Below are 26067 nucleotides of genomic sequence, written 5' to 3' on the forward strand. Positions count from 1 at the left end.
ACGCGCAGTATCGCCGGATTGCGTTGTTGAAAAAAGCGGCCTAACGTGCACGGGTTGTTCAAAAAAATGAACGGTGCTTCCATGGAAATGAATGATCTAGCCGCTTTCGTGTCGGTCGCCCGGGCGGGCGGCTTTCGCGACGCCGCGCGGATGAGCGGCGTGTCGGCGTCGAGTCTGAGCATCGCTGTGCGGCGCCTCGAAACGAAGCTCGGGCTGCGCCTGCTGAACCGCACCACGCGCAGCGTCGCGCCGACCGAGGCCGGCGCGCGGCTGATCGAAAAACTGACACCGTTGTTCGGCGAAATGGAAGCGGCGCTGGACGTGCTCAACGGCTTTCGCGACAAGCCGACGGGCACGCTGAAGCTGAACGTGCCGGCCAGCGTCGCGCGCATGGAACTGCCCGACGTGCTCGCGCGCTTTCTGAAGCTGTACCCGGACATTCGCGTCGAAGTGGTGGTCGAGGATGGTTTCGTCGACGTGCTGGCGGCCGGTTGCGATGCGGGCGTCCGCTATGACGAGCGGCTCGAACAGGACATGATCGCGGTGCCGATCGGCGCGCGCGTGCAGCGCTTCGCAACCGCCGCGTCGCCCGCCTATCTCGACCTGCATGGGCGCCCCAGCCATCCGCGCGAACTACTCGCGCAGGCGTGCCTGCGCGTCCAGTTCGCCGGCGGCGCTACGCCGACCTGGTCCTTCGAGCGCGACGGCGAACTGCTGCAATTGAATCCGGCCGGCCCGCTGCTGGTGCGGCCGAGCGCGGCGCTCGACCTCGCGATCAGCGGCGCGATCGCGGGCCTGGGCGTAATTCATCTGTTCGAGGACATGTTGCGTCCGTATCTCGCGAGCGGCGCACTCGAAGCGATTCTGGAGCCGTGGTGGCAGAGCTTTTCGGGGCCGTTTCTGTACTATCCGGGACATCGCCACGTACCCGCGCCGCTGCGTGCGTTCGTCGATTTTTTGAAAGGGGATTCGGTAGGAGTCCCGCAGATACCGCATCAGTGAGGTGTGCCGCATAACCGCGCGATCGTGTTCAGAAACAGGTCCGCGCCGATCGGCTTGAGCAGGCATGCGCTCCAGCATTGCGCTTCGGTGGCCGGCGGCGGCACCGCGGTATTGACCAGAATCGGCACGCTCGCGAGTTCCGGCATCGCCTTCAGACGCCGGCAAAACTCGGAGCCGCCCATCACCGGCATCATCCAGTCGGTCACGATCAGGTCGGGAATTCGATCGCGCAGACACGCGAGCGCCTCGGCCCCGTTGCTCGCGCAACAGACCTGATACCCTTCGCTCTCCAGAATCAACCGCCACGCGGCCAGGATTTCCGGTTCGTCGTCCACCAGCAGAATTGAACGCATCGCGTTTTGCAGACGAAAAAATCTTCTTGTCTGACGAGACGTCGCAAGTCTCGTTCCACAGCCGGCAATTGCGTGGATAATGACGCGGACTGCCGTCGCGCACAGGCGCCGCCCCGGCCGCTGCGCGAAACGCACGGCCGGGGTTGAAGCGGTATCGACGCGCGTCGCAGCGTCGATGCGTTCGCAGGTTGTAGAAACTTCATCCGCGCTTTTCATCATGACCGAGCCACGTGTAAGCCCGCTGCGCAGTTTTGCAGGATTCGTCAAAGCCGAACGCCATCGGCTCACACGCCAATGGATGCAGGCGGTCGCCGCCGACGTCGATCTCGTCGAAGCGGACAAGCTCACTTACCAGCAGCTTGCCGATCATTTGCCGGAGATTCTCGACGAACTGTGCGCGGCGCTCGCCGCGGAAGATCTTGAGCAGGTCGAAACATCGATCGAACGCGACGCGAAAAAACACGGCAAGGTGCGCTGGCGCCAGGGCTACCGTATCGAAGAACTGGTACGCGAACTGGATCTGTTCCAGCACGTACTCGCCGATGCGCTCGACGAATACGCGGTGCTCGACAAGACCTTTACACGCCGCCACGAAAGCCGCGCGCGTCGGCTGATCGCCGAGGCGTTCAGCAAGGTCACGTTCCTGTCGATCAAGGAAGTGGTCAGCGAGCGCGATCGCAAGATCGACGAATACACCGGGCAGCTCGAACGCGCGAATCACGAATTGACGCTCAAGCAACGGCTGGTCGGCGATCTGTACGAATCGCGAATGCAGATCACCCGCAGCGTCGTGCACGATCTGCGCAACTTCCTCAACGCGTTTTCGATTGCGTTGCAGCTGATCGCGCGGGCGCCGTCGAAAGCCGACACCGCGCTGACGCTGGCGAACCGCCAGGCCGCCGATATGAAGCTGCTGGTCGATCAGATGATCGAGTATTCGGTCGTGCTCGGCGACTCGGCGCCGCTCGTGCCGGAGAGTGTCGATCTGCGCGAGCTGTACGACGAACTGGTGGTCTCGACACGGCCGTCGATCGAGGCAAAGGGACTCACGTTGCACGCTTCGTTCGATGCGGCGCTGCCTGTCGTCACGTCGCATCGCCTGAAGCTCAAGCAGATCATGGTCAATTTGCTGTCGAACGCGATCAAGTACACGAAGTCCGGGCAGGTCGAATTGCGCTTCGCGCTGCGCGATGCCGAACACTGGGCGATCCGGGTAGCCGACACCGGCGTGGGCATCGCGCCCGCCGACGCGGAACGCGTGTTCGACGAATTCGAGCGCGCGGCAGGCGACGATATTCCCGGCACCGGACTGGGACTTGCGATCGTCAAGGAGCTGAGCCGCGTGCTCGGCGGACAGATCGAATTCCGCTCGCGCGAGGGCGTGGGCACGACGTTCGAGATCCGGTTTCCGCTGCGGCTGGAATGATCGCGCTGCGCTAAACTGCCCGCTCGCCAACCTCGGCCACCCGTTTCGATTTGCGCATGATCCATCTTCACACCGCCCTTTTCCCCGAACAACTCGACGAGGTGCGCAGCATCTTCCGTGAATACGCGGACAGTCTCGGCATCGATCTCGGCTTCCAGCAGTTCGATGCCGAACTCGCCGGTCTGCCGGGCAAATTCGCGGCGCCGCGCGGGCGCGTGCTGCTCGCCAGTCGTGACGACGGCGAGATCGTCGGCTGCGTCGCGATGCGCCCGCTCGACGACACCATCTGCGAAATGAAGCGGCTGTATGTGCGTCCTGCCGGACGCGGTCTGCGTGTGGGACGACAACTCGCGACGCAGATCTGCGCGGTCGCGAAACAGGCCGGCTATCGGCGCATGCGGCTGGACACCTTATCGACGATGCAGGCGGCGCTGGGACTGTATGCGTCGCTCGGCTTCGAACCGATCGATGCGTATGTGTTCAATCCGATTCCGGGCGCGGTGTTTCTTGAGTGCGATCTGACGCGACAGCGGGAGCAATCGGTTTAGCCGCCAGCCTTTCTGCCGGCGTCGCCACTTTCGCGATGTTCAATGCGCCGGCGATGCGCGCTCGCCGGCCGTCGAAGGCAAACAATCGCGCATCGCGCCGCCCCGTTCGCTCAATCCGCGTAGCACCACTTCGGAGGACTTACCATCGCGCCGCGCGAGTTCGGCCAGATCGAGCAATGCGGCGTAGCGTGCGGAGCAGTGCCGCGCGGCGAGGTTCGGCTCAGCGGCGCTCAAGCCGTTTGCGGTGACGATGGTGGTGAGCGCGAGCAGCGTCGCGACGACGAATGCGACTAGCGCCGCGGATTTGCCGCCGCGACGCAAGCGCGCCGGGATAACCCGCGCGCTCATCCGCCTGGCCGCGCTCATCATCAGGCCCAGTGCGCGGGCACGAACACGCGGCCCACCCAATGCGCGGGCACCCACACAGCGGTGTGAGGCGCGGGAACGACGTACACCGGCCGCGGCGCAACATAGACGGCCCGTGGCGCGACATAGACCGGCGCGGGCGCGATCACGACAGGCTTCGGTGCGACGTAGGCAACCGGCGCGGGCGTAACAACCACAGGCTTAGGTGCTACATACACAGCCGGCGGCGGCGCGACCACGACAGGCTTCGGCGGCACATACGCGACCGGCGGCGCCACGACCACGGCCGGCGCGGGCGGCGGCGTAACAACCACCGCTGCCGGCGGCGCAGGCGTCACGACTACGGCGGCCGGCGGAGGCGGCGTGACGACGACCGGCTTGGGCGCGACCACCACCGTGCTCCCCGCCGACGTGCCGCCAGCCACCACGATGCCGCCCGTCACCACCGTGCCGCTCGAACTCACCGTGTTGCCATGCGTGCCGGTTACGCTCGTCGACGTGGTTACGACGCCGGTCGAGACCCGCGTTGCCGAACCGGAATGATAGACGCTGCCGTTGTCGGGGCCCGTCACCGTGCCCGAGCGCGCGCAGGTCGACCCGGCGCAATTCGTCGACGCCGAATGATCGTAGGTATTGCCGTTCGCGCCGGTGACCGATCCCGACGACGAATACTGTCCCGGCGCCGTGCGGGTGACATCGCCGGAAGTCGTCGCGGTCTTGCCATCCGGGCCGGTCAGCGAGCCGGTGTGCGAACACGAACCGCCCGCGCAGCTGGTGTCGCCCGAGTGCTGCACCGAGTTCCCGTAGCGGCCGGTCGCGGTGCCCGAGTTCGAGAACTGGCCGGGCGCGGTCCGCGTGACCGTGCCGGTGTTGCTCGCGAAGCCGCCGTAAGGGCCGGCGACGCCGCCCGCATGCGTGCAGCTGCCGCCGCCGCACGAGCCGTAATGGCCGCCGTTATAGACGCCGCGCGATGTGTAGGCGGTGCCGTGACCCGACCACGCGAACGCCGACGCGCTGCCGAACGCGAACACCGCGGCGGCCGCGCCGAGCACCAGTTGGCGCAGCACGCGACGGCCGCTGAACGCCGGCGCAACAGACTCAGCGGTGCGAGCCGTTGCAATACGAGCGACGCCGGCCACGTTGGCATCGGCGTTGAAAGAAGCTGCGAACGAACGATTTTTCACGGTATGTCCTTGCTGGATTCGGGCCACTTGCGTCACTGCCGTGTGGCGACGAACGGACTATAGAAGGACCGGCCGTGGAAATCATTCGGGAAGATATGTCGCGCTGTTTCACCGTGCCGTCACCACATTGAGGCCCCGCCCGGCAAGGGTTTGCGGGCGCTTCGCAGGCTCTTCGACATATTTCGACATAGTTTGCGGTGCGCTTGTGCGAGCGGATTCGCGGGCCCCGAACGCTCACTGCCCGGCCGGCGTCACCTGCACGGCGGCCGCCGACACAAACGCCGCATGCACGGTATCCCCGACCTTCAGACCGCTCAGATCGACGCCGGGCGCCGCTTCATAGGTCTGCGTCTGCGACGCGCCGCGCAACGTCACGCGACGCTCGTTGCGATCGATCTTCTGCACGGTCGCGAGCACTTCGGTCTGGCGCGCCGCTTCATAGCCGCCAGACGCCGGCGTGATGCTTTGCCGGTCGGCGCGCTCGCGAATCCCCTTACCCGCGCCAGCGGTCTTCTCGACTTTCGTTAGTAGTGCGTTCCTGTAAAGCACATCGACGCGATCGCCGATCTTCAACTGCTCAAAACCGGCAACCTGCTGACTCACGAGCACGATCGCGACGTCGCCGTGTGGGCCCTTCAGCGTCAACGAGCGGTTGCCCGCATCGATCGCGACGATTTCGGCCGTCATATGCACCGGCGGGACCGCGCTCAGCACGCCCCGCGCGGCGCTGGCGAGGTCGTCCTGCGCAGCCGCCGGCTGGACCATGGCCGCCACCGCGAGCATCAACGCTGCGCCTATCGTCGCTGTCTTCATCCGCGTTCTCCTTGGCAAAAGTCGTTGCAATCGGGCATGGCGCTCGTTCGCGTTCGCCGGCCCGGGTGCTCCACGCTACGCACTGTTCGTGCCAGATCGCGGCCGACCCGATGCGCGAGGTAAAGCCATTCCATGCTATTCTCTATACCCCTAGGGGGTATACCTATGTCACATCTCAGCGTACAAAAAGACGATCTTCTGAAGCGGGTCCGCCGGATCGCGGGCCAGGTGCAGGCCATCGAGCGCTCGCTGGAGTCGGACGCCGATTGCGAGAAGGTCCTGCATCTGGTCGCCGCGACGCGCGGCGCGATGAACGGTCTGCTCGACGAGATCGTCGAGGCGCACGCGCTCGAGCACGTCGCGCATCCCGATCTGACCGCGAGCCAGCGCAAGCAAGGCGTCGATGCATTACTCGCAGCGATCCGCCGTTATTCGAAGTAGGTTTGAAATGACTAATTCCAGCAGCATCCGTTACGCGCACGAGCATTCGTTCCTCGGCAGCTCGCACGACGAAAACGCGCGACGCACCCGCTCGGTCGTCGCCCTCACGCTCGCCATGATGGTCGGCGAAATCACGGCCGGTTATCTGACCGGCTCGATGGCGCTGCTCGCCGACGGCTTCCATATGGCCACGCATGCCGGCGCGCTCGGCATCGCCGCGCTCGCATACGCATACGCGAGACGCAACTCGGCCAACCGCGATTTCAGCTTCGGCACCGGCAAAGTGGGCGAGCTCGCCGGCTTTGCGTCCGCGCTGATTCTCGCGCTGGTGTCGCTCGGCATCGGCATCGAATCGGCGCTCCGGCTGATTCATCCGACCGGCGTCGCGTTCGGGCAAGCCGCGATCATCGCCGCGATCGGCTTGCTCGTGAACATCGTCAGCGCGCTGCTGCTGTCCGGCGGCCATGCGGACCCCGGCCACCACGGGCACGCTCATGGGCAAGATCACGCGCACGCTCCCCATCACCATGGCCACGCGCACGGCAGCGACAGCAATCTGCGCTCCGCCTACTTACACGTGCTCGCCGACGCGCTGACCTCGGTGCTGGCGATCGTCGCATTGCTGGCCGGCCGTTATCTCGGCTGGGTCTGGCTCGATCCGTTGATGGGCATTGTCGGCTCGGTCGTAATCGCGCGTTGGGCCTGGACGCTGATGCGCGATACCGCCGGCGTGCTGCTCGATAAAACCGATCAACACGTGGCCGACGAAATCCGCGAGATCCTCACCTCACACGGCGATGCCGAAATCGCCGACCTGCACGTGTGGCAGATCGGACCGGAGGCGCGAGCGGCAATCGTCAGCGTGCGCACTCGCGGCGGCGTGACGATCGACACGATTCGCGCGCGGCTCGCGCCCGTGCACGAAGTCATGCATCTGACGGTCGAGGCGGCGTAGCCGCGGCAGCGTTTCACGCAAGAACGCGCGAGCAAAACAAAGGGCCGGTGTGTCGTCCGACACACCGGCCCTTCTTACATCGATTGGCGCGGAAACCGCGCAAGGCGGAGCGCGCCGCGCCCCACCTCGAACCATTACACGCGTTCGATAGCGATCGCGATGCCCTGGCCGACGCCGATACACATCGTGCACAGCGCAAAGCGGCCTTGCGTGCGCTGCAGCTGATACGTCGCGGTCGTCACCAGACGCGCGCCGCTCATGCCGAGCGGGTGGCCCAGCGCAATCGCGCCGCCGTTCGGGTTCACGCGAGGATCGTCGTCGGCGACGCCCAGCGCGCGCAGCACCGCGATGCCTTGCGACGCGAACGCTTCGTTCAGTTCGATCACGTCGAACTGGTCGATCGTCATGCCCAGACGCTTGAGCAGCTTCTGCGTTGCCGGTGCCGGGCCGATGCCCATCACGCGCGGCTCGACGCCGGCGGTCGCGACGCCCAGCACGCGGGCACGCGGCACGAGGCCGAAGCGCTTCGCGGTTTCTTCGTTCGCGAGCAGCAGCGCGGCGGCGCCGTCGTTCACGCCCGATGCGTTACCGGCGGTCACCGTGCCGTCCGGGCGCACCACGCCCTTGAGCTTCGCGAGCGTTTCGAGCGACGTTTCGCGCGGGTGTTCGTCCTGCGTGACCGTGATCGGATCGCCCTTCTTCTGCGCGATCGTCACACCGACGATTTCCTGCGCGAGCGTGCCGTCGCGTTGTGCGCGCGCGGCCTTCTGCTGGCTGCGCAGCGCGAACGCGTCCTGGTCGGCGCGGCTGATGTTGTAGTCGGTCGCGACGTTTTCGCCGGTTTCCGGCATCGAGTCGACACCGTACAGCTTCTTCATCAGCGGGTTGACGAAACGCCAACCGATCGTCGTGTCGTAGACCTCGTTCTGACGCGAGAACGCCGAAGTTGCCTTCGGCATCACGAACGGCGCGCGGCTCATGCTTTCGACGCCGCCCGCGACCATCAGTTGAGCCTCGCCCGACTTGATCGCGCGCGCGGCGATGCCGATTGCGTCCATCCCCGAACCGCACAGACGGTTTACCGTCGAGCCCGGCACGTCCTTCGGCAGACCCGCGAGCAGCAGCGACATACGCGCGACGTTGCGGTTGTCGTCACCGGCCTGGTTCGCGCAGCCGTAGATCACGTCGTCGATCGCGGTCCAGTCGACGTTCGGGTTGCGCTCCATCAGCGCCTTGAGCGGCACCGCGCCCAGATCGTCGGCGCGTACCGACGACAGCGAACCCGCATAGCGGCCAATGGGGGTGCGAATCGCGTCGCACAGGAATGCTTCGGTCATGTGATGTCTCCAGTTGAGAGGCTGCGTGCGCTGCGCGCCGGTTCGCGGCGCTGGCCCGAGGGCAACGCGCGAAACTGCCGGAAGCTGCAACAGGCATCGGCGTAGTGGCCGACGCGTCGCAGCAGCTTAGCGCAGGATCGAAAACGATGGGCTTGGGATTGACGACAAGTACCGCGATGGCGCTTCCTGAGCCGACAAAATGTTCTTTACACGAACACTAGGTCATATATCGAACAAACAGGCACGATGATAGGCGCGTGCGCGAAACCATGTCAAGCACGGCGGCCGCCGTGCCAGCTCCTATTAGGGAATACGCGAACGGGTAGTCGTTCGGCCGGCGGTGACTGCGGATTCAGTGCGCATTCAGTGCGGATTCGGTGCGGATTCACTGTGGATGCAACGCGCGGTCAGCGCGGAACGATCCCTTCGTCGGCGAGATAGCTGCGGATCACATCGGCGAAATTGCGCTCGCCCGTGAGCCCCAAACGCTCGGCGCGCGACGTATCCCACGCGCCCGGCCAGCTGCCCACTATCTTCTCGATCCGCTCGTCGGGCTGCCGCACGATGCGCTCGGCAACCGCATCGCCGGCCACCTCGCGCAATGCCGCGACCATCTCGTCGACGCTGACCGACAGCCCCGGCAGGTTCAGCACGCGCTCTTTGCCGAGCGCGGCGCCGTCGAGTTCGAGGCCGGCGATCAGGCATTCGATCGCCTTGCGCGGCGACAGCAGCCACAGCCGCGTCGAGCCGGCGACCGGACACACGGCCTGCTCGCCGTTAAGAGGCTCGCGAATGATGCCGCTCGCAAACGACGACGCCGCCGCATTCGGCCGCCCCGGCCTCACGCTGATGGTCGGCAGCCGCAGCACCCGGCCGTCGACGAAGCCGCGCCGCGAATAATCGTTGAGCAGCAATTCCGCGATCGCCTTCTGCGCGCCGTACGACGATTGCGGATTGAGCGCGGTGTCGTCCCGCACGATGTCGGGCAGCTCGCCGCCGTACACCGCGACCGAACTCGTGAACACCACACGCGGCACGTGCCCGCGCTGCCGGCATACTTCGAGCAGCAGACGCGACGCATCCAGATTGATGCGCATGCCGAGATCGAAATCCGCCTCGGCCTGACCGCTGACGATCGCGGCCAGATGGAAGATCGCCGTCGTGTCGGCGTCGATCGCATGTTCGAGCACGCTGCGCTCGGCGATGTCGCCCACTTCGGTGCGCACGCGCGGATCGCCGAAGTCATTGGCGCGCACGACGTCGAGCAGCACCAGTTCGGTCAGCACTTGCGGCGTGCCGTGCGCATCGTTGAGCGAGCCGCACGCGAGCAGTTCGCGCGCGAGACGTTGGCCGAGAAAACCCGCGCCGCCGGTGATCAGTACTTTCATGAGTGCTTGTCCGTGGTGATGGATCGGAGACTAAGCCGTTAGCCGAACCGCAGACGGTCTGCAACGCGCGCCTGCACGCGTGCGGACAATCAGCGCGCCGCGTTCAGATAAGGCGCGAGCCAGCCGAGACCGGCCGAGGTCCCCGCGCGCGGCCGGTACTCGCAACCGATGTAGCCGTCGTAGCCGAGCGCGTCGATCAGCTCGAACAGATACGGGTAGTTCAGCTCGCCGAGATCCGGTTCGTGCCGCTCGGGCACGCCGGCGACCTGGATATGGCCGATGCCGGGCATGTCGCGTTTGAGCTTCACTGCCAGATCGCCTTCGACGATCTGACAGTGATAGCAATCGAACTGCACCTTCAGATTTTTCGCGCCGACTTCAGCGCAGATCGCCTGCGCGTCGTCCTGGCGATTGAGGAAATAACCGGGCATGTCGCGCGTGTTGATCGGCTCGATCACAATCGTGATGTGCTCGGCTTGCGCGGTTTGCGCGGCGTACGCGAGGTTTTTCAAATACACGTCGCGTTGCGTGCGGCGTTGAGTTTCGCCCGATTGATCGCCGGCGAGCAGTCCCGCCATCACATGCAGCTTGCGATTGCCGAGTACGCGCGCGTACTCGAGCGCGGTGTCGAGGCCGCGTTTGAAGTCGTCCTCGCGGCCGGGCAGCGATGCGAGACCGCGTTCGCCGCCGGCCCAATCGCCGGGCGGCGCATTGAACAGCACCTGGGTGAGGCCGTTCGCATCGAGCCGCGCCTTTAGTTCGCCCGCGCGAAATTCATACGGGAACAGATATTCGACCGCGTCGAAGCCGTCGCGCGCGGCGGCGGCGAAGCGGTCGAGGAACGCGTGTTCGTTGTACATCATCGTCAGATTCGCGGCAAAGCGAGGCATATCGGCAACTCCTTCAATTTAATTAGTGCGGTACGGCGCGGCTAGCCATCGCTACCAGCGCGCGCCGAACGCGCCGCGCAGTTCTTCGATTGCAGCGTCGTCGAGCGGCTCGGGCCGCGGGTTCGTCATCAGCCACAGCCGCGCGGTCTCTTCCAGTTCCTCGAGCGCATACGACGCGTGTGCCACCGAGCGCTCCCACACCACCGGCCCCAGCCGTTCGAGCAGCACCGCGCGCACGCTGTCGGCCAGCGCGGCGATCTGTTCGGCGACGGCCGGATCGCCCGGCTTGCGATAACGAATCAGCGGCACGTGGCCCACTTTCATCACGTAGTACGGTGTCAGCGGCGGCAACACGTCGGGCTCGCTCCACACGCCCGCGAGCGTCAGTGCGACCAGATGCGTCGAATGGGTGTGCACCACACCGCGTGCGTCGCGATTGCGCGCATAGATGCCGCGATGCAGCGCCAGCGTTTTCGACGGCTTGCCGCCCGAGACCGGCTGGCCGTCGAAGCCGACCTTCGCGATCTGCGCGGGATCGAGGCGGCCGAGGCACGCATCGGTCGGCGTGATCAGCCAGCCGTCGTCCAGGCGCGCGCTGATATTGCCGGCCGTGCCGACCGTATAGCCGCGCTGATAGAGGCTCGCGCCGACCGTGCAGATTTCGTCGCGCACGCGCGCTTCGGCCGACGTATGGAGTGCGGGCGCGCCGGTCATTGCGCGGCTCCGTCGAGATGGCGCAGCGCCTTCGCGAAGAAGTCAGTACTACCGAAGTTGCCGGACTTCAGCGCGAGCGCGAGCGGGTCCGCGCCGGTGGTGGCGGTCGCCGGCACGCCCGGATCGATCTGCGCGCCGATGCGCAGCATGTGCACGTCGAGCGCCTGCACGACCGCGCCCGATGTCTCGCCGCCCGCGACGACGAACTTGCGCACGCCGCGTTCATGCAGACCGCGCGCAATCGACGCCAGCGTCGTCTCGACCAGATGCCCCGCCTCGTTGACGCCGAGTTCGCGCTGCACCGCCTTCACTTCATCGGGCGATGCGGTCGCATAGATCAATACCGGCTCCGCGCGATCCAGATGTTGCTGCGCGAACGCGAGCGCTTGCGCGACCACGTCCTCGCCGCGCGCCGCCGCGAGCGGATCGACGCGGAACGCTGGGCGGCTTGCGCGCCATTCGGCCACCTGCGCGTTGGTCGCTTTCGACGCGCTGCCCGCCAGCACCGCCGATAAACCGTCGACGCGCGGCAGTTGCGCTGCATCGGCCTGCTCGTCGAGCAGACCCGCGCGGCGGAAATTGGCCGGCAAGCCGAGCGCGACGCCGGAGCCGCCGGTGATCAACGCGAGCTCCGCGCAGGCCGCGCCGAGCGTGTGCAGATCGGCGTCGGACACCGCATCGGCGATCGCGATACGCACACCGTCTGCGCGCAATGCATCGATGCCGACACGCACGGCCGCGTCGCCTTGCGCAACCGTGTCGTAGCGCAGCAGCCCGACCTTCGATTGCGTCTGTCGTTGCAGCACCCGCACGAGGTTCGCATCGCGCATCGGCGTGAGCGGATGATTCTCCATTCCGGATTCGTTCAGCAGCGCGTCGCCGACGAACAGATGGCCGCGAAAGATCGTGCGGCCGTTCTCGGGAAACGCGGGGCACGCGATCGTGAACGACGCGCGCTGAGCAGCGCCGGCACTATCCGCACCATCCGCCGCCAGCGCATTCAGCAACGCATCGGCGACCGGCCCGATATTGCCCGCATCGGTCGAATCGAACGTCGAGCAGTACTTGAAAAAGAACTGCCGGCAGCCTTGCGCGCGCAGCCAGTCGAGCGCGGCGAGCGATTGCGCGACCGCATCGGCGGCGTCGATCGTGCGCGACTTCAGTGCGACCACCAGCGCATCGGCATCGAGCGTTTCGTTCGACGCGGGCACGCCGATCGTCTGCACGGTGCGCATACCGCCGCGCACCAGCATGTTGGCGAGATCGGTGGCGCCGGTGAAATCGTCGGCGATGCAGCCGAGCAGTGCGCGTTGCGTGGGTTTCGAATCAGCCGTCATCGCAATCGCCCTCGCCTAGTGCTGGCCCGGCAAATCGATGCCGGGGAAAATTTTCACGACCGCCGAATCGTCTTCGCCGCCATGCCCCGCGCTCGACGCCATCATGAACATCTGATGCGCGGCCGCCGACAGCGGCAGCGGAAATTTCGTGCGCCGCGCGGTATCGAGCACGAGGCCGAGATCCTTGACGAAGATATCGACCGCGGACAACGGCGTGTAATCGCCCGCGAGGATATGCGGTACGCGATTCTCGAACATCCACGAATTGCCGGCGCTGTGCGTGATGACTTCATAGAGCGCGGCGGGATCGACGCCTTCGCGCAAACCGAGCGCCATCGCCTCGGCCGACGCGGCGATATGCACGCCGGCCAGCAGCTGGTTGATGATCTTCACCTTCGAGCCCGCGCCGTGCGCGGCGCCGAGCCGGTAGACCTTGCCGGCGATCGCGGCGAGCACGTCCTCGCAGGCGGCGTAGGCGGCCGCCGGACCCGAGGTCATCATCGTCATTTCGCCGGACGCGGCGCGCGCGGCGCCGCCCGAGACCGGCGCATCGAGCATCTGCAAACCGGCCGCCTCGACGCGCTTGCCGAGTTCGACCGCGAACTCGGGGGCGACCGTCGCGCTCGCGATCACCACGCCGCCGGGCCGCATCGCCGCGACCGCGCCGTGTTCACCGAACAGCACCGCTTCGGTTTGCGCGGCGTTCACGACCAGCGTGACGACGACTTCGCAGTGCGCGCCGAGTTCGGCCGGCGTATTGCAGCCGCTCCCGCCTTCGGCGACGAAGCCCTGCAACACGTCGCCGCGCAAATCGCACGCGTGGACCTTGAAGCCCGCGCGCAACAACGAGCGTGCGACGCCCAGGCCCATCGCTCCCAACCCAATCACACCGACATTTCTCGACATGCGTGTCCTCGCTTCAATGATGTGCCTACCCGATCCCCGCCTCCGCCAGCCGCCGCGCCGCGTTATACAGATGCGTGCGCGCGGCCTCGCGCGCCGCCGCCGGATCGCTGGCGCGAATCGCCGCTGCGATCGCCGCGTGCTCGTCGCGCACCTGACGGGAAAAATCCTCGCGCAGCGCCTCGTTGCGGCGCGTGACGAGCGTGCCTGCTTCGAGGTACTGATTAAGGAAGCTCAGCGTCTTCAGGAAATATGGATTGCCGGTCGCGGCCGCAATCGCGCGATGAAACGCGACATCCGCGGCGACGCCGTCGTCGCCGTCGGCGACCGCCGTATCGATCTGCGCGAGCGCCGCGTCGATCGATACGAGATCGGCCGCGCTGCGCCGGGTCGCCGCCTCGGCGGCCACTTCCGCTTCGATCGCGCGCCGTAGCGCCAGAATCTGCACGACCGAACCCGGCTCGATCGCCTCCGCGTAATCGATGCGCAGCGGCCGGATCGCGCCGTGCGCGGCGACGAACACGCCGCTGCCCTGACGCGGCTCGACGACCCCTTCGTTCTTCAGCCGCGACAGCGCCTCGCGAATCACCGTGCGGCTCACGCCGAACTGCTGCGCGAGCACCGTCTCGGTCGGCAGCTTGCCGCCGCGCGCGAACGCGCCCTTATCGATCTGCTTGAGCAGTTGTTGCGCGACGGTGTCGCTCAACGCCCGCGTGGGAATTTTCTCGAACATGCACTATCGCTTCGGTCGGGGCGGTAAGATGCGGAAGGTTGTCGGGTCATCATACAAATTTCGCGCCGCGTCCCGCATTCACGCAAACCCTGGGATTTTTGGGCAGATTCCGCGTTATTTGGCGAAACGGAAGGCTTAAGCTATCGTCTCGCCTTTGCGCCACAACCGGCCTCGTCGCGCCGCAGCCGGGCGCGCGCCGCGTGCATCGCCACGCGCACTTCTCGAACCGACTTATCTCGAACCCACTTGCCAAGGTCCATGAGCAAAGCCCTGCCGTCGTCTTCCGTCGTGCCCGCCAACGCCGAACCGGCTCCGGAAAAGCCGGGCGACTCGTACGTGCAGTCGTTCGCGCGCGGTCTCGCGGTGATCCGCGCGTTCGACGCGAGCCGCCCCGAACAGACGCTCACCGACGTGGCCGCCGCGACCGGCCTGACCCGCGCCGGCGCGCGGCGGATCCTGCTGACGCTGCAGACGCTCGGCTACGTGGAAGCGGAGGGACGGCTGTTCCGTCTGACGCCGAAGATTCTCGATCTGGGCTTCGCGTACCTGACCTCGATGCCGTTCTGGAATCTCGCGGAACCGGTGATGGAAAACCTCTCCGCGCAGGTGCACGAAAGCTGCTCGGCGGCCGTGCTCGACCGCACCGAAATCGTCTACGTGCTGCGCGTGCCGACCCACAAGATCATGACGATCAACCTGTCGATCGGCAGCCGGCTGCCCGCGTACTGCACGTCGATGGGCCGCGTGCTGCTGGCCTCGCTCGACGAGGACACGCTCGACGCGACGCTGAACTCGTCGCCGCTCTACGCGTACACGCCGCGCACCGTGACCGACAAGGAAGAGTTGAAGAAAGTGATCGCGCAGGTGCGCCGCCAGGGCTGGGCGATCGTCGATCAGGAACTCGAAGGCGGACTGATTTCCCTGTCCGCGCCGATCCGCAACCGCCAGGGCCGCGTGATCGCCGCGCTGAACATCAGCGGCAATGCGCAGCGCAATTCGGCCAAGCAGATGGTGAAGGCGTTTCTGGAGCCGCTGCAGCAGGCCGCGCAGACGGTCTCGGAGATGGTCGCGCGGCGCGGCTGAGCGCCGCGCTCACTGCTCACCGCGCGCCGTCCGCACCGTTCACTGCGGCAGATACCGCTCGACCAGCCGCGCCCAGAACGCCGCGCCGATCGGCAGGCTCTGGTCGTTGAAGTCGTAGTGCGGGTTGTGCACCATGCAGCCGTCCTCGCCCACCCCATTGCCGATCCGCAGGAACGTGCCCGGCCGCTTCTGCAACATGAACGCGAAGTCCTCGCTGCCCATCAGGATGTCGGTCTGCTCGACCACCCGCGCATCGCCGACCAGTTCGCGCGCGACCTGCACCGCGAAATCCGTTTCGGCGTCCGTATTAATGACGACCGGATAGCCTTCGATGTACTCGACCCGCGCGCTGCCGCCATAGCTCTGCGCCTGGCTTTCGGCCAGCTCGGTGATGCGCTTTTTCAGCAGCGCGCGCACCTCGGGGCTGAACGAACGCACGCTCAGTTCGAGCCGCGCGCTGCTGGAGATCACGTTGTTCGCGGTGCCCGCGTGCATCGAGCCGACCGTCACCACCGCCGGCTGCGACGGATCGACGTTGCGCGCGACGATCGTCTGCAACGCCATCACGATGCTCGCGGCGATTACCACCGGATCGACGGTCAGTTGCGGCCGCGCCGCGTGCCCGCCGACGCCTTCGATCGTGATGATCGCCTTGTCGCCGGCCGACATGAACGGCCCCTTGCGGAACAGCAGCGTGCCCGGCTCCGCGCCCGGATGGTTGTGCAGGCCGAACACCGCGTCGCACGGAAAGCGCTCGAACAGCCCGTCTTCGATCATCTTCAGCGCGCCGCTGTCGATCCCGCTTTCCTCGGCGGGCTGGAAATACAGATGCACGGTGCCGGAAAAATGACGCGTCGCCGCGAGCCGTTGCGCGGCGCCGAGCAGGATCGTCGTGTGGCCGTCGTGGCCGCATGCGTGCATCTTGCCGTGCGTGCCGCTCGCATACGGCAGCCCGGTCTCCTCGATGATCGGCAGCGCGTCCATGTCCGCGCGAATGCCGATACTGCGCTTGCCGTCGCCGGCCTTCAGCGTACCGACCACGCCGGTCTTGCCGACCCCGCGCGTCACCTGCCAGCCCCATTGTTCGAGCTTTTCCGCGACCAGCGCGGCGGTCCGCACTTCCTCGTACGCGAGTTCCGGATGATGGTGGATGTGGTGGCGAATCTCGCGCAGGCTCGCGGCGGCGGGTTCCAGATCGGACACTTCGGTCAAACGCGGGGCTTCTTTCATCGGGGGACGGGCTCCAGTAGGTTCGCCGGCCGGGCACAACGCGACGCTGAAACGAGGCTGCGCGGCGCGGCGACCGGCGGTAACAGAATGTATGCAAGGTGGCCCACTATATCGACGCGATCCCGTTCAAATAAGATGCTATTTTTTTCACCCTGATTAACAGCTCTTATCTCGGGGAATACCCTCATGAAGCTGCAGCAATTGCAGGCCTTCGTGGCCGCCGCGCATCACCGCAGCCTGCGCGCCGCCGCGCGCGAACTCGGCGTCACGCAGCCGGCCGTTACCCATACGATCCGCGAGCTGGAAAGCGCGCTGAATGCCGAACTGATGGTGCGTAGCGTGCGCGGCATCGAGCTGACCGCGTGCGGGCTCGCGCTGCTGCCGCGCGCCGAGCAGTTGCTCGGCGACATGCGGCGCACGGTCGAAGCGGTCGAACAGGTGAAGGGAGAGATGGCCGGCAAGGTCAGCGTCGGCACGATGCCGTCGCTCGCGCTGACGGTGCTGCCGCATGCGGTGTCGAGCTTTCGCGAGCGGATGCCGCTGGTGAGTTTGCATCTGGAAGAAGTGACGGTGCCCGATGCGCTCGCGCGGCTGCGCAACGGCGCGCTCGATCTCGCGGCGATCCATCATGTGCAGGCGCTCGATCCCGACCTCGTGCAGGTGCCGCTGTACTCGACGCAGTTCGTCGTGACGATGCGCGCCGGCCATCCGCTCGCGCACGTCACGCGGCTGTCCGAGCTGCTCGACGCCGAGTGGATCGTCACGGTCGGCGCCGATCATTTCCCGCACAGCGTGATGATGGCGATGTTCGGCGCGCATGGGCTGCCGGTGCCGAAGCGGCTGCTGCGCGCGCCGTCGTCGTTCGCGGTGACGCTCGGGCTGGTGTCGCAGACCGACGTGATCAGCTGCTTCACGCGGCCGCTCGCGCAGCGGGTCGCGCCGCTAGGAATCCGCGTCGCGCCGATCGAGGACGCCCTACCGAACTACGATCTGAGCATCATCTCGCGACGCGATCTGCTGCCGACGCCGGCCGTGCAGCAGTTCGTCGCGTGTTTGCGGCAGGTGACGCGCGAGAGGATCGGCGCGGTGCAGTAAGCGCGCGATGCGACGCAGCCGGCGCGTGACGGGTGGCGTGACGCGCTAGACGCTCAGCGGCTCCTTGAGCGCCGCGATCAACGCGTGCCCCGCTTCTTCGAGCGCGCCGGAATTGTCGATCGACGTGCAACGCACGCCGGCGGGCAACGCGAACGGCGCCTGCCGCGCGAGCCGCGCGGCGACCTGCTGCGCCGATTCGCGCGCTCGCGCGCCGAGCCGCGCTTCGCGGATATGCGGCGCGGCATTCACATGCACCACTTCCGCCCGCGGATAACGCGCGAGCGCATGCGGCAGATATTGCCGCGAACCGTTGACGACCACCGAGCAGCCGCGCGCGAGCCAGCCGTCGAGTTCGATGCCGATCCCGTAACGCAGCGCATGACTCGACCATTCGAGCGCGAACAGGCCGAGCACCGAGCGTGCGGCGAACTCCTCGACGCTCAGCGCGACGTGCGCTTCGCCATTGCCGCTCGGCCGCGTGATATAGCGATGCGCGAACAGGATCGGCTCGCCGGCGAGGCGCGTGCGCGCGAACGACAGCAGCGCGTCCTTGCCCGCGCCCGATGGCCCCATCACGTAGATCAAACGTCCTGCCATTGCCGGCCCACCTCCTTGTGATTTGCGTCGTTGCTGGATTCGCTACCGGCTACGCGCTACTCGCGCGGCGCGTCGCTTACGCGGTCGGCTCCGCCTCGCGGCCCTCGTCCGCGTCCGCCGCGTCGCTCGCGTCCCTCGCGTCCGTCGCGGCGCGCACCTCGGCGACACCGGCCCGGGCGGCCGCTTCGGCGGCTTCGGCCTGCTCGCGCAGTCGCGCGGCGAGCAGGTCGCGGTAGCGCAGATACGCGCAGCGCCCGCCCGATTTCGCCGCGTACATCGCCGCGTCCGCGTTCAGCAGCAGCTCTTCGGCATTGCCGCTGTCGTGCGGGAATTCGCTGATGCCGATGCTCGCGCCGACCGTCATGCTGTTGCCGTCGAGCGTCAGCGTTTCGTTGAGCGCGTCCATGATACGCGTGGCGATCGCCGGCATCACCTGCGCCGCGCGCGCGCCTTCGATCAGAACGATGAATTCGTCGCCGCCGAGCCGCGCGACCACGTCGCCGGCATCGAGCACGTCCCGCAGACGGCGCGCGACCGCGACCAGCACCTTGTCGCCGACCGAGTGGCCGAACTGGTCGTTGATCTGCTTGAAGCGGTCGAGGTCGACGAACAGCACCGCGAGTTCCTCGCGGCCGCGCCGCGCGTCGTCGATCGCGCGTTCGAGCTTGCGCATGAACAGCATGCGGTTCGGCAAGCCGGTCAGCACGTCGTGGGTGGCCAGATATTCGAGGTCGCTCTGCTTGCTGCGCAGCGCGTCCATCTGCGCGCGGATCTCGCCGCGCAAGCGCTCGAAGCAGCGCGCGAGCACGCCGATTTCGTCGGTGCGCTTGAGCGGCAGCGTGTGCATCGCGTGCGCGGCGAACAGATGGGTGGCGGCATACGCGAGCTGATGCAGCGGCTTGGTCAGCGCCCGCGCGAACAGGATCGCCAGCAGCACCGACAACGCGCTGAACACCAGCACCATGCGGATGATGCGCGTGCCGAGCTGATGCGCGCCCGACAGCACGTCTTCGAGCGGCTTGGCGAGCCCGAGCACGATGAAGCGGTTGCCGTCCGAGCCGCCGAACGGCCGGCGCACGAACGTGAGCACGTGGCCGCCCGCCTGGCGCGGCCGCGTCAGCCCGTTGACCAGCACCGCGGTCTGCTTCTGCTCGAACAGCGGCCGCGTGACCGGGAAGCTGTCCTGCATCAGTACGCGCCGGCCGCGATCGAAGCCGAAAGTTTGCGACGCATCCGGATGCACGAGGAAGTCGCCCCACTCGTTGGCCAGATAGACCTGGTAGTCGCTCGGCAGATCGCTTTGCAGGCGCCGCAGCATCCCGGCCAGATCGATGTCGATCACGACCACGCCGACCACGCGGCCGCGCTCGTCCGCGATCGGCGTGCCGATCCGCAGCGTCGGCCTGCCCTGCGCGGCGTGCGTGCTGTATTCGTGATTGACGCCGATCGGCGACGTGTAAATGCGGCCCGGCGAAAACGCGAGCGTCTCGAACACATAGGAGAACTGGGCTTTTTCCTGCAGATCGTTTCCCGCGACCCGCACGATGCCGTCGCGGTCGCGATCGAAACGGATCAGCTCGAGCCCGTAGTGCTGCCGCGTGATCAGCCGCACCTGCAGATATTCCGGGTGATGCAGCATGAAGCTCGAATACACCAGGGCGAGACGCTCGCGCCCGGCGTCCGGGCCGATCCCGTCGTCGGTCTGCGCGACCTGCGCCGACGACGGCATCGAGGCGAGCACCAGCGCGTCGGCGGCGACGTCGTCGATCGATACCGAGATGCGCTGGCCGAGCAGCTCGGTCGACGTGAGCAGGCTGCGCTCCGCTTCGTTGACCAGCATCGTGCGGTTCGCGTGATACGCGTAGTAGCCGGTCGCGCCCGACGCGAGCACGCCGATGAACGCGAACAGCACCGACAGCTTGAAGGTCAGGCCGCGGCGGAACATCAGAAGCGCTCCGAGCGGTCGCCCGACACGATGCGCGTCCACAGTTCCTCGCGCCGATGGGTGTCTTCGACCGGACCGATCCACACGATGTGCGCGTTCGCGCTGCTGCCGGCAAAGCCCGCGAGCGTATTGGCGAGTCCCTGACGCTGCGTGAGCAGCCCGCTTACGTCCGGCTCCAGCATGTAGTTGATCCACGCGAGCGCGAGCGTCGGGTTGCTCGCCGCGCGCGTGACCGCCCAGCAGTCGAGCCACGCGAGCGCGCCTTCGTCGGGGATCACATAGCCGACGTCCGCGCCCGCGCGCCGCAGCAACTGCACCTGCTGGGTGCCGTAGTTGCCGAACATCAACGCGACCTTGTGCCGGATGAAGAACGCGGTCGCCTCTTCCGGCAGCGTGTAATAGGTCAGCAGATTGCGGCGCAGCTCGACCAGCTTGTGCGCGACCGCGCGCATCTGCGCGGCGTCGAGCTGGAACGGCTGCGGATAGCCGAGCGCGAGCGCGGTAAACGAGAAGTTGTGCTGCGCGCTGTTGAAGTCGAGCACCTTGCCGCGATAACGCGGGTTCCACAATTCGCGCATCGAGTGCGGGGCCTCCGGGATCTGCCGGCGATCGTAGATCAGGCCCATCGACGAATACGTGAACGGAATCCCATACACCCGGCCCGCCGTCGTCAAACCGTCGATCGAGCCGAGCGCCTGAAAGCGCGGCAACTGCCTGCCGGTGTTGGGCACACTGGCGAGATCGAGCGGCGCGAGCAGATGCGCGTCGGTATAGCGGCGAATTTCGGCGGTATTGGCGGCGAGCACGTCGAACGGCGCGTGGTCCTTGCCGTGCATCTGCGCCCACAACGCTTCGTCGGAATCGACCAGCGTGACTTCGACCTTCGCGTCATAGCGCGTTTCGAAATTCTTCACCACGTCGGGGTCCGCATAGCCGGGCCACGCGAGCACGCGCAGTACGTTGCCGGCGGCCGACGCGGAGTGCGCCGCGCTCAAACTCGCGCATAACAATACACCGGCCGGCACGGACAAAAAGGCGGATGAAAGCGTCACGGCGGCGACGGCCCGAAAAACCGCGCTTAACGAAGCTGTAATGACGGCGAAAATCCCGCGCGAAACGCTGTGTGTGGATAAAGCGGCGCGCACCGGCACACCCGCGTTCGTCATTGCCCGCTTAAAAGGCTGTTTACAACAGCTCGTTTCATCCGCTGTCGACATCGTGTGCATGGTTAACACCGTTGAGCAGAAGGCCTTTTGAGCGAATGTAAAAGCGCGACGCTCTCGCGTTGAGGCTGGCAAACCAGTACCGGCCGGCCCGCGCGGGCGGCGCCTGGCGGCAAGCGCGGGGAGCACCGATGATAGCGCCAAAGCCCAAGTTTTTAGCCCTTATTCGAGACCAAAGCGCAAAAAATATCCGCTGTTGGTAACAGCAGGTAATGCATCGGTCGACAACCCGGCCGCTACGTTTAAATAACGGCCATTTATGGGTAATCTTTAATTGGTCCGCGGTGGTTTTCAAACAGCGCCCGCTATAATCGGGCAAAAAGCCGTTGTAAATCAGTGATAGTAACGACCGCCGCGAAGGCTTTGCCTGCACGCGTCGATTACAAACCGGTTACGTCGCGGCGAACCGCGGCTTACACCCTATAACCGCGCCGCGCGGCGGCCCGCGGCGTTAGAAGCCCCCCTCCTACGCCATCCGGTGTTTTCCTAACATCCCAATATTTTTGAACTGATAAGCTTTGCGCGCGTTGCAGGCCGACCCGGCTTGCAACTGACCCCAAAACCCGTCGCGAGTCGCGCCGGGGAGCCCCCGGCGGCGCAAATGCCGAGGGCGCAATTGAACTACACCGAGGAGTTAAAACAGTGAAAAAACTGCTAGCGGCTTTGACAGTTGCCCTGCTTGCCACCGTCGCGATCGGCGCACACGCTAAAGATTGGACGACGATCCGTTTCGGCGTCGACGCAAGCTATCCCCCTTTCGAGTCGAAAGGCGCGGACGGCAAGCTCGTTGGCTTCGATATCGACCTCGGCAATGAAATCTGCAAGCGCGTCGGCGCGAAGTGCGTGTGGGTCGAAAACGACTTCGACGGCATGATCCCGGCGCTGAAGGCGAAGAAGTTCGACGGCGTGCTGTCGTCGATGTCGATGACCCCGCAACGCGCGGAACAGGTCGCGTTCTCGTCGAAGCTGTTCAACACGCCGACGCGCCTCGTCGCGAAGAAGGGTTCGGGCCTGCTGCCGACCCCGGAATCGCTGAAGGGCAAGACGATCGGCGTCGAACAGGGCACGATCCAGGAAACCTACGCGAAGACCTACTGGGAGCCGAAGGGCGCCAAGGTCGTGCCGTACCAGAACCAGGACCAGGTCTACGCGGACCTGATCTCGGGCCGTCTGGACGCGGCGCTGCAAGACGCGGTGCAGGCTGAACAGGGCTTCCTGAAGACGCCGCGCGGCGCGGGCTTCGACTTCGCCGGCAAGGACCTCGTCGACGCGAAGATCCTCGGCAACGGCGCCGGCATCGGCATGCGCAAGGAAGACACCGATCTGAAGGCGAAGGTCGACAAAGCGATCGCCGACATGATCAAGGACGGCACCTACAAGAAGATCGAACAGAAGTATTTCGACTTCGACGTGTACGGCGGCTAACTCCCGCCCCGCGTGCGGCAGCGCACGCCGGCTGCATGCTTGAGACGGGCTCCGCGTGGCGGAGCCCGTTTTGTTTGGGCGCGCAGATCGGCTAAGATCGTGCGACACGCGAAGGCTACGAGACACCTGCGCCGCGCGCCGCCAGCCCGCTTTCCCGCCCGCGACGGCACGCACCTTTCCCCATGCAATCAACCAGATAGCGCCGCTCGCCCAGACGAGCCGCGAAGCCAATATCATGCAAACCCTGACCCATCCGCTGATTGCCCCGTCGCTTGGCACCGAACGCAACCTGACGAGTTTCCACTACGGTCCCGGGGGCGGACAGAAGATTTACATCCAGTCGTCGCTGCATGCGGACGAGTTGCCCGGCATGCTGGTGTCGTGGGCGCTGCGCCGCAAGCTCGCCGCGCTCGAAGCCGCCGGCAAACTGCGCGGCGAAGTGGTGGTCGTACCGGTGCCCAATCCGATCGGTCTCAATCAACACCTGCTCGGCCAGATGCTGGGCCGCTTCGAAACCGGCAGCGCGCAGAACTTCAACCGTAATTTCCACGACCTCGCGGCGCTGGTGCTGCCGGTGATCGAAGCGCGCCTGACGGGCGACATCGACGCGAATCGCAGCGCGATCCGCGCGGCGATGCGCGAAGCACTGGACGCGCAGCAGCCGACCACCGAACTCGCGTCGCAACGCCTCGCGCTGCAAAAACTGTCGTATGACGCCGACGTCGTGCTCGATCTGCACTGCGACTGGGAAGCCGCGATGCACCTGTACACGAACCCGGATCTGTGGCCCGAGGTCGAGCCGCTCGCGCGCTATCTGGACGCCAAGGCGTCGCTGCTGGCGCTGAACTCGGTCGGCAATCCGTTCGACGAAATCCACAGCTTCTGCTGGTCCGATCTGCGCGGCCGCTTCGGCGAGCGCTTCCCGATTCCGAACGGCGGTATCTCGGTGACGATCGAGCTGCGCGGCCAGCGCGACGTGTCATACGAATACGCGGACCAGGACGCGCAAGGGATCATCGAGTATCTGACTTCGCGCGGCGTAATCGACGGCGAGGCCGCGCCGCTGCCCCCGCTCGAATTCGCGGCGACCCCGCTCGCGGGCGCCGAACCGCTGGTCGCGCCGATCAGCGGCGTGCTCGTGTATCGCTGCGACGTCGGCACGTGGGTGGACGTGGGCCGCGAAATCGCCGACATCGTCGATCCGCTGACCGACCGTGTCGTCACGATCAAGAGCAACGTGGCCGGCGTGCTGTACGCACGGCACCTCGCGCGCTTCGCGACGGCCGGCCTCGAGTTCGCGCGAATCGCCGGCGCGAACGCGTTTCGTAGCGGTTCGTTGTTGAGCAACTAGGACTGACTCTGCGGGCCGGCGCTCTTGCCGGCCCTCGCATCTTCCCTTCCGCCGCTCGCTTCTAATCCGTTTCGGTTCACCCCTTCGGCGACGTCTCGCCCAGCTACTCCAAAAAACTCCCCACAACATAGGTCAAATCTGGCTTGACAGCGCGCTCGCGCTTATTCTGCCGCGCGAACAGCCGCTTATCCCCGGTTGCGAAAAGCTTATGACAGTGCGGTCTTGCGCAAGACTGGCTGCCGTCGCCAGCAAAGTGTCGCGCGCACACGACAGATAAGAAAAAAACCCTAACTGTCATACACGGTACTCAGCGTTCCCTTAAATTGCCGCCGTCGCGCGACTTTGCCGCAGAGCACCGCGTCGCGATCGCCAATTTTTTAACCGGAGAATGTTTTGAACAAAAAAATCCTGACCGCCGCTACCTTTGCCCTGTTCGCCAGCGCTGCTCACGCACAAAGCAGCGTCACGCTGTACGGCCTGATCGACGCCGGTATCAGCTACGTGAACAACTCGAAGACGGCGAGCGGCAGCGACCACCTCTTCAAGTACGACGACGGCGTTGCGCAAGGCAGCCGTTGGGGCCTGCGCGGCACGGAAGACCTGGGCGGCGGCCTGAAGGCACTGTTCGTGTTGGAAAACGGCTTTAACAGCGGCACGGGCGCTGCCGGCCAGGGCGGCGCGATGTTCGGCCGTCAGGCATTCGTGGGTCTGTCGCAGAACAACATCGGCTCGCTGACGTTCGGTCGCCAGTACACGTTCTCGACCGACTTCCTCGGCGCGAACTACTCGACCGGCGGCCAGACCGTCGCCGGTAACTACGCTTACCACATCAACGACATCGACCAGCTGACGTCGAGCCGTATCAACAACTCGGCCAAGTTCACCAGCGCGAACTTCTCGGGTCTGACGTTCGGCGGCATGTACGGCTTCTCGAACCAGGCAGGCGCATTCGCCGGTGCACCGGCGGTCGGCACGACCGCTGGCTCGTCGCGCGCATACAGCTTCGGCCTGAACTACGCAAACGGCCCGTTCGGCATCGGCGCGGCGTACACCGACATCAGCTACCCGGGTCAGGCTACCCCGGCAATGTCGACGACGGTCTCGAACATCGTAACCGGCACCGTGCGCGACCTGCGCTCGTTCGGCGTCGGCGCTCGCTACGCGATCGGCCCGGCAACGCTGTGGGCGTTGTACACCAACACGCGCCTCGAGGCGACGACCGGCAGCGCGACGACGTTCGCAGCGTACGAAGCGGGCGCGAAGTACGCGATCACGCCGGCAATCACGGCAGGCGCGGGCTACACGTACATGCACCTGAGCAACGCGAACAAGGGTCACTGGAACCAGGTGGACCTGAGCGCCGCTTACGCGTTGTCGAAGCGCACGGACGTGTACGTGCTGGGCATCTACCAGATCGCATCGGGCAACAACAACGGCACGCCGCTGCAGGCACAGATCGGTTCGAGCACGAGCTACTTCGGTACGTCGGGTACGTCGGACAACCAGCTCGCGTTCCGCCTGGGTCTGCGTCACAAGTTCTAAATGGATTGCCGGGGATGAGGGCGCTTGCGTCTTTTGTCCTGGTGGTTTGAGGAACAACGCGCCGGCTTGAAGCGCCTTCTATTTATATAGCTCGAAGGTGTTCGATCGACGCGCAGCGGGCCGGGTTATGTGTACTACAGGACCCGGCCCGTTCCGTTCTGGCTTCATGAGTTTGTGCCAGCGCGT

The 26067-nt window shown here is 65.9% G+C and carries 25 protein-coding genes; 10 read left to right on the forward strand and 15 right to left on the reverse strand.

Annotation, left to right across the window (positions count from 1 at the left end; genetic code table 11):
* The first annotated feature begins 81 nt into the window (after positions 1 to 81).
* Entirely contained in the window at positions 82 to 1002 is a 921-nt protein-coding gene (locus LJ656_RS19110; protein ID WP_230510939.1) for a LysR family transcriptional regulator, read from the forward strand.
* On the opposite strand, the gene LJ656_RS19115 is transcribed toward LJ656_RS19110, so the two are convergent.
* Positions 996 to 1355, reverse strand: coding sequence for a response regulator (locus LJ656_RS19115; protein WP_230510940.1), 360 nt, complete (start codon positions 1353 to 1355; stop codon positions 996 to 998). The two genes, LJ656_RS19110 and LJ656_RS19115, sit on opposite strands and share 7 nt — an antisense overlap.
* A 217-nt stretch (positions 1356 to 1572) precedes the next feature.
* Here LJ656_RS19115 and LJ656_RS19120 point away from each other — a divergent pair, with 217 nt between their 5' ends.
* Both LJ656_RS19120 and LJ656_RS19125 read left to right on the forward strand, forming a co-directional pair.
* A complete protein-coding gene (locus LJ656_RS19120; RefSeq protein WP_230510941.1) occupies positions 1573 to 2781 on the forward strand; it encodes a sensor histidine kinase in 1209 nt (402 codons plus the stop codon).
* Positions 2782 to 2837: 56 nt separating this feature from the next.
* Positions 2838 to 3329 (forward strand): GNAT family N-acetyltransferase, encoded by a 492-nt coding sequence (locus tag LJ656_RS19125; protein WP_230510942.1) that lies wholly within the window; start codon positions 2838 to 2840, stop codon positions 3327 to 3329.
* A 39-nt stretch (positions 3330 to 3368) separates the two neighbouring features.
* Here LJ656_RS19125 and LJ656_RS19130 read toward each other — a convergent pair whose 3' ends face one another.
* From LJ656_RS19130 to LJ656_RS19140, 3 genes are all read right to left on the reverse strand, one after another.
* The gene (locus tag LJ656_RS19130) at positions 3369 to 3677 is read right to left on the reverse strand and encodes a hypothetical protein (RefSeq protein WP_230510943.1); all 309 of its coding nucleotides are present in this window, start codon (positions 3675 to 3677) and stop codon (positions 3369 to 3371) included.
* Positions 3678 to 3697: 20 nt separating this feature from the next.
* Complete coding sequence (locus LJ656_RS19135; RefSeq protein ID WP_425605961.1) at positions 3698 to 4879, reverse strand: hypothetical protein; 1182 nt, start codon at positions 4877 to 4879, stop codon at positions 3698 to 3700.
* 234 nt (positions 4880 to 5113) lie between these two features.
* Positions 5114 to 5692: a copper-binding protein gene (locus LJ656_RS19140; protein ID WP_230510944.1), complete on the reverse strand. Its 579-nt coding sequence runs from the start codon at positions 5690 to 5692 to the stop codon at positions 5114 to 5116.
* Positions 5693 to 5857: 165 nt separating this feature from the next.
* Between LJ656_RS19140 and LJ656_RS19145 the strand changes: the two genes are divergently transcribed.
* Together LJ656_RS19145 and dmeF are read left to right on the forward strand one after the other, a co-directional pair.
* The gene (locus LJ656_RS19145; protein ID WP_230510945.1) at positions 5858 to 6133 is read left to right on the forward strand and encodes a metal/formaldehyde-sensitive transcriptional repressor; all 276 of its coding nucleotides are present in this window, start codon (positions 5858 to 5860) and stop codon (positions 6131 to 6133) included.
* A 7-nt stretch (positions 6134 to 6140) separates the two neighbouring features.
* The gene (dmeF, locus tag LJ656_RS19150) at positions 6141 to 7088 is read left to right on the forward strand and encodes a CDF family Co(II)/Ni(II) efflux transporter DmeF (RefSeq protein ID WP_230510946.1); all 948 of its coding nucleotides are present in this window, start codon (positions 6141 to 6143) and stop codon (positions 7086 to 7088) included.
* Between the two features lie 134 nt (positions 7089 to 7222).
* Here dmeF and pcaF read toward each other — a convergent pair whose 3' ends face one another.
* The 7 genes from pcaF to LJ656_RS19185 all read right to left on the reverse strand — a co-directional run bounded on the left by pcaF (position 7223) and on the right by LJ656_RS19185 (position 14390).
* Positions 7223 to 8425: a 3-oxoadipyl-CoA thiolase gene (gene pcaF / locus LJ656_RS19155; protein ID WP_075303741.1), complete on the reverse strand. Its 1203-nt coding sequence runs from the start codon at positions 8423 to 8425 to the stop codon at positions 7223 to 7225.
* 407 nt (positions 8426 to 8832) lie between these two features.
* Complete coding sequence (denD, locus tag LJ656_RS19160) at positions 8833 to 9813, reverse strand: D-erythronate dehydrogenase (protein ID WP_230510947.1); 981 nt, start codon at positions 9811 to 9813, stop codon at positions 8833 to 8835.
* A gap of 89 nt (positions 9814 to 9902) precedes the next feature.
* The gene (gene otnI, locus LJ656_RS19165) at positions 9903 to 10703 is read right to left on the reverse strand and encodes a 2-oxo-tetronate isomerase (RefSeq protein WP_230510948.1); all 801 of its coding nucleotides are present in this window, start codon (positions 10701 to 10703) and stop codon (positions 9903 to 9905) included.
* Between the two features lie 51 nt (positions 10704 to 10754).
* Positions 10755 to 11417, reverse strand: a complete 663-nt coding sequence (gene otnC, locus LJ656_RS19170; RefSeq protein WP_230510949.1) for a 3-oxo-tetronate 4-phosphate decarboxylase — start codon at positions 11415 to 11417, stop codon at positions 10755 to 10757.
* On the reverse strand, positions 11414 to 12754 hold the full coding sequence (gene otnK / locus LJ656_RS19175; RefSeq protein WP_230510950.1) for a 3-oxo-tetronate kinase: 1341 nt from the start codon (positions 12752 to 12754) through the stop codon (positions 11414 to 11416). Before otnK ends, otnC begins: the two co-directional genes overlap by 4 nt.
* A gap of 15 nt (positions 12755 to 12769) precedes the next feature.
* Complete coding sequence (gene ltnD, locus LJ656_RS19180) at positions 12770 to 13660, reverse strand: L-threonate dehydrogenase (RefSeq protein WP_230510951.1); 891 nt, start codon at positions 13658 to 13660, stop codon at positions 12770 to 12772.
* 25 nt (positions 13661 to 13685) lie between these two features.
* Positions 13686 to 14390 (reverse strand): FadR/GntR family transcriptional regulator, encoded by a 705-nt coding sequence (locus tag LJ656_RS19185; protein ID WP_230510952.1) that lies wholly within the window; start codon positions 14388 to 14390, stop codon positions 13686 to 13688.
* A gap of 258 nt (positions 14391 to 14648) precedes the next feature.
* On the opposite strand from LJ656_RS19185, the gene LJ656_RS19190 reads away from it, so the two are divergent.
* Positions 14649 to 15473, forward strand: coding sequence for an IclR family transcriptional regulator (locus LJ656_RS19190; protein ID WP_230510953.1), 825 nt, complete (start codon positions 14649 to 14651; stop codon positions 15471 to 15473).
* Between the two features lie 39 nt (positions 15474 to 15512).
* On the opposite strand, the gene LJ656_RS19195 is transcribed toward LJ656_RS19190, so the two are convergent.
* On the reverse strand, positions 15513 to 16703 hold the full coding sequence (locus LJ656_RS19195; RefSeq protein WP_230510954.1) for a M20 aminoacylase family protein: 1191 nt from the start codon (positions 16701 to 16703) through the stop codon (positions 15513 to 15515).
* 186 nt (positions 16704 to 16889) lie between these two features.
* Between LJ656_RS19195 and LJ656_RS19200 the strand changes: the two genes are divergently transcribed.
* On the forward strand, positions 16890 to 17798 hold the full coding sequence (locus LJ656_RS19200) for a LysR family transcriptional regulator (protein WP_230510955.1): 909 nt from the start codon (positions 16890 to 16892) through the stop codon (positions 17796 to 17798).
* Positions 17799 to 17843: 45 nt separating this feature from the next.
* Here LJ656_RS19200 and phnN read toward each other — a convergent pair whose 3' ends face one another.
* The 3 genes from phnN to LJ656_RS19215 form a co-directional block, all read right to left on the reverse strand.
* Positions 17844 to 18395, reverse strand: coding sequence for a phosphonate metabolism protein/1,5-bisphosphokinase (PRPP-forming) PhnN (phnN, locus tag LJ656_RS19205; RefSeq protein ID WP_230510956.1), 552 nt, complete (start codon positions 18393 to 18395; stop codon positions 17844 to 17846).
* 76 nt (positions 18396 to 18471) lie between these two features.
* Positions 18472 to 20340 carry a diguanylate cyclase domain-containing protein gene (locus tag LJ656_RS19210; RefSeq protein ID WP_230510957.1) on the reverse strand — a complete coding sequence of 623 codons (1869 nt, stop codon included), beginning with the start codon at positions 20338 to 20340 and terminating at the stop codon, positions 18472 to 18474.
* The gene (locus LJ656_RS19215) at positions 20340 to 21506 is read right to left on the reverse strand and encodes an extracellular solute-binding protein (protein ID WP_425605962.1); all 1167 of its coding nucleotides are present in this window, start codon (positions 21504 to 21506) and stop codon (positions 20340 to 20342) included. Before LJ656_RS19215 ends, LJ656_RS19210 begins: the two co-directional genes overlap by 1 nt.
* 699 nt (positions 21507 to 22205) lie before the next feature.
* Between LJ656_RS19215 and LJ656_RS19225 the strand changes: the two genes are divergently transcribed.
* The 3 genes from LJ656_RS19225 to LJ656_RS19235 all read left to right on the forward strand — a co-directional run bounded on the left by LJ656_RS19225 (position 22206) and on the right by LJ656_RS19235 (position 25881).
* Entirely contained in the window at positions 22206 to 22988 is a 783-nt protein-coding gene (locus LJ656_RS19225; protein WP_075303729.1) for an ABC transporter substrate-binding protein, read from the forward strand.
* A 235-nt stretch (positions 22989 to 23223) separates the two neighbouring features.
* The gene (locus LJ656_RS19230; RefSeq protein ID WP_230510958.1) at positions 23224 to 24339 is read left to right on the forward strand and encodes a succinylglutamate desuccinylase/aspartoacylase family protein; all 1116 of its coding nucleotides are present in this window, start codon (positions 23224 to 23226) and stop codon (positions 24337 to 24339) included.
* A 393-nt stretch (positions 24340 to 24732) separates the two neighbouring features.
* Entirely contained in the window at positions 24733 to 25881 is a 1149-nt protein-coding gene (locus LJ656_RS19235) for a porin (protein ID WP_230510959.1), read from the forward strand.
* Positions 25882 to 26067: the final 186 nt, after the last annotated feature.

This window comes from Paraburkholderia sejongensis, assembly GCF_020880815.1.
Taxonomy (GTDB): Bacteria; Pseudomonadota; Gammaproteobacteria; order Burkholderiales; family Burkholderiaceae; genus Paraburkholderia; species Paraburkholderia sejongensis.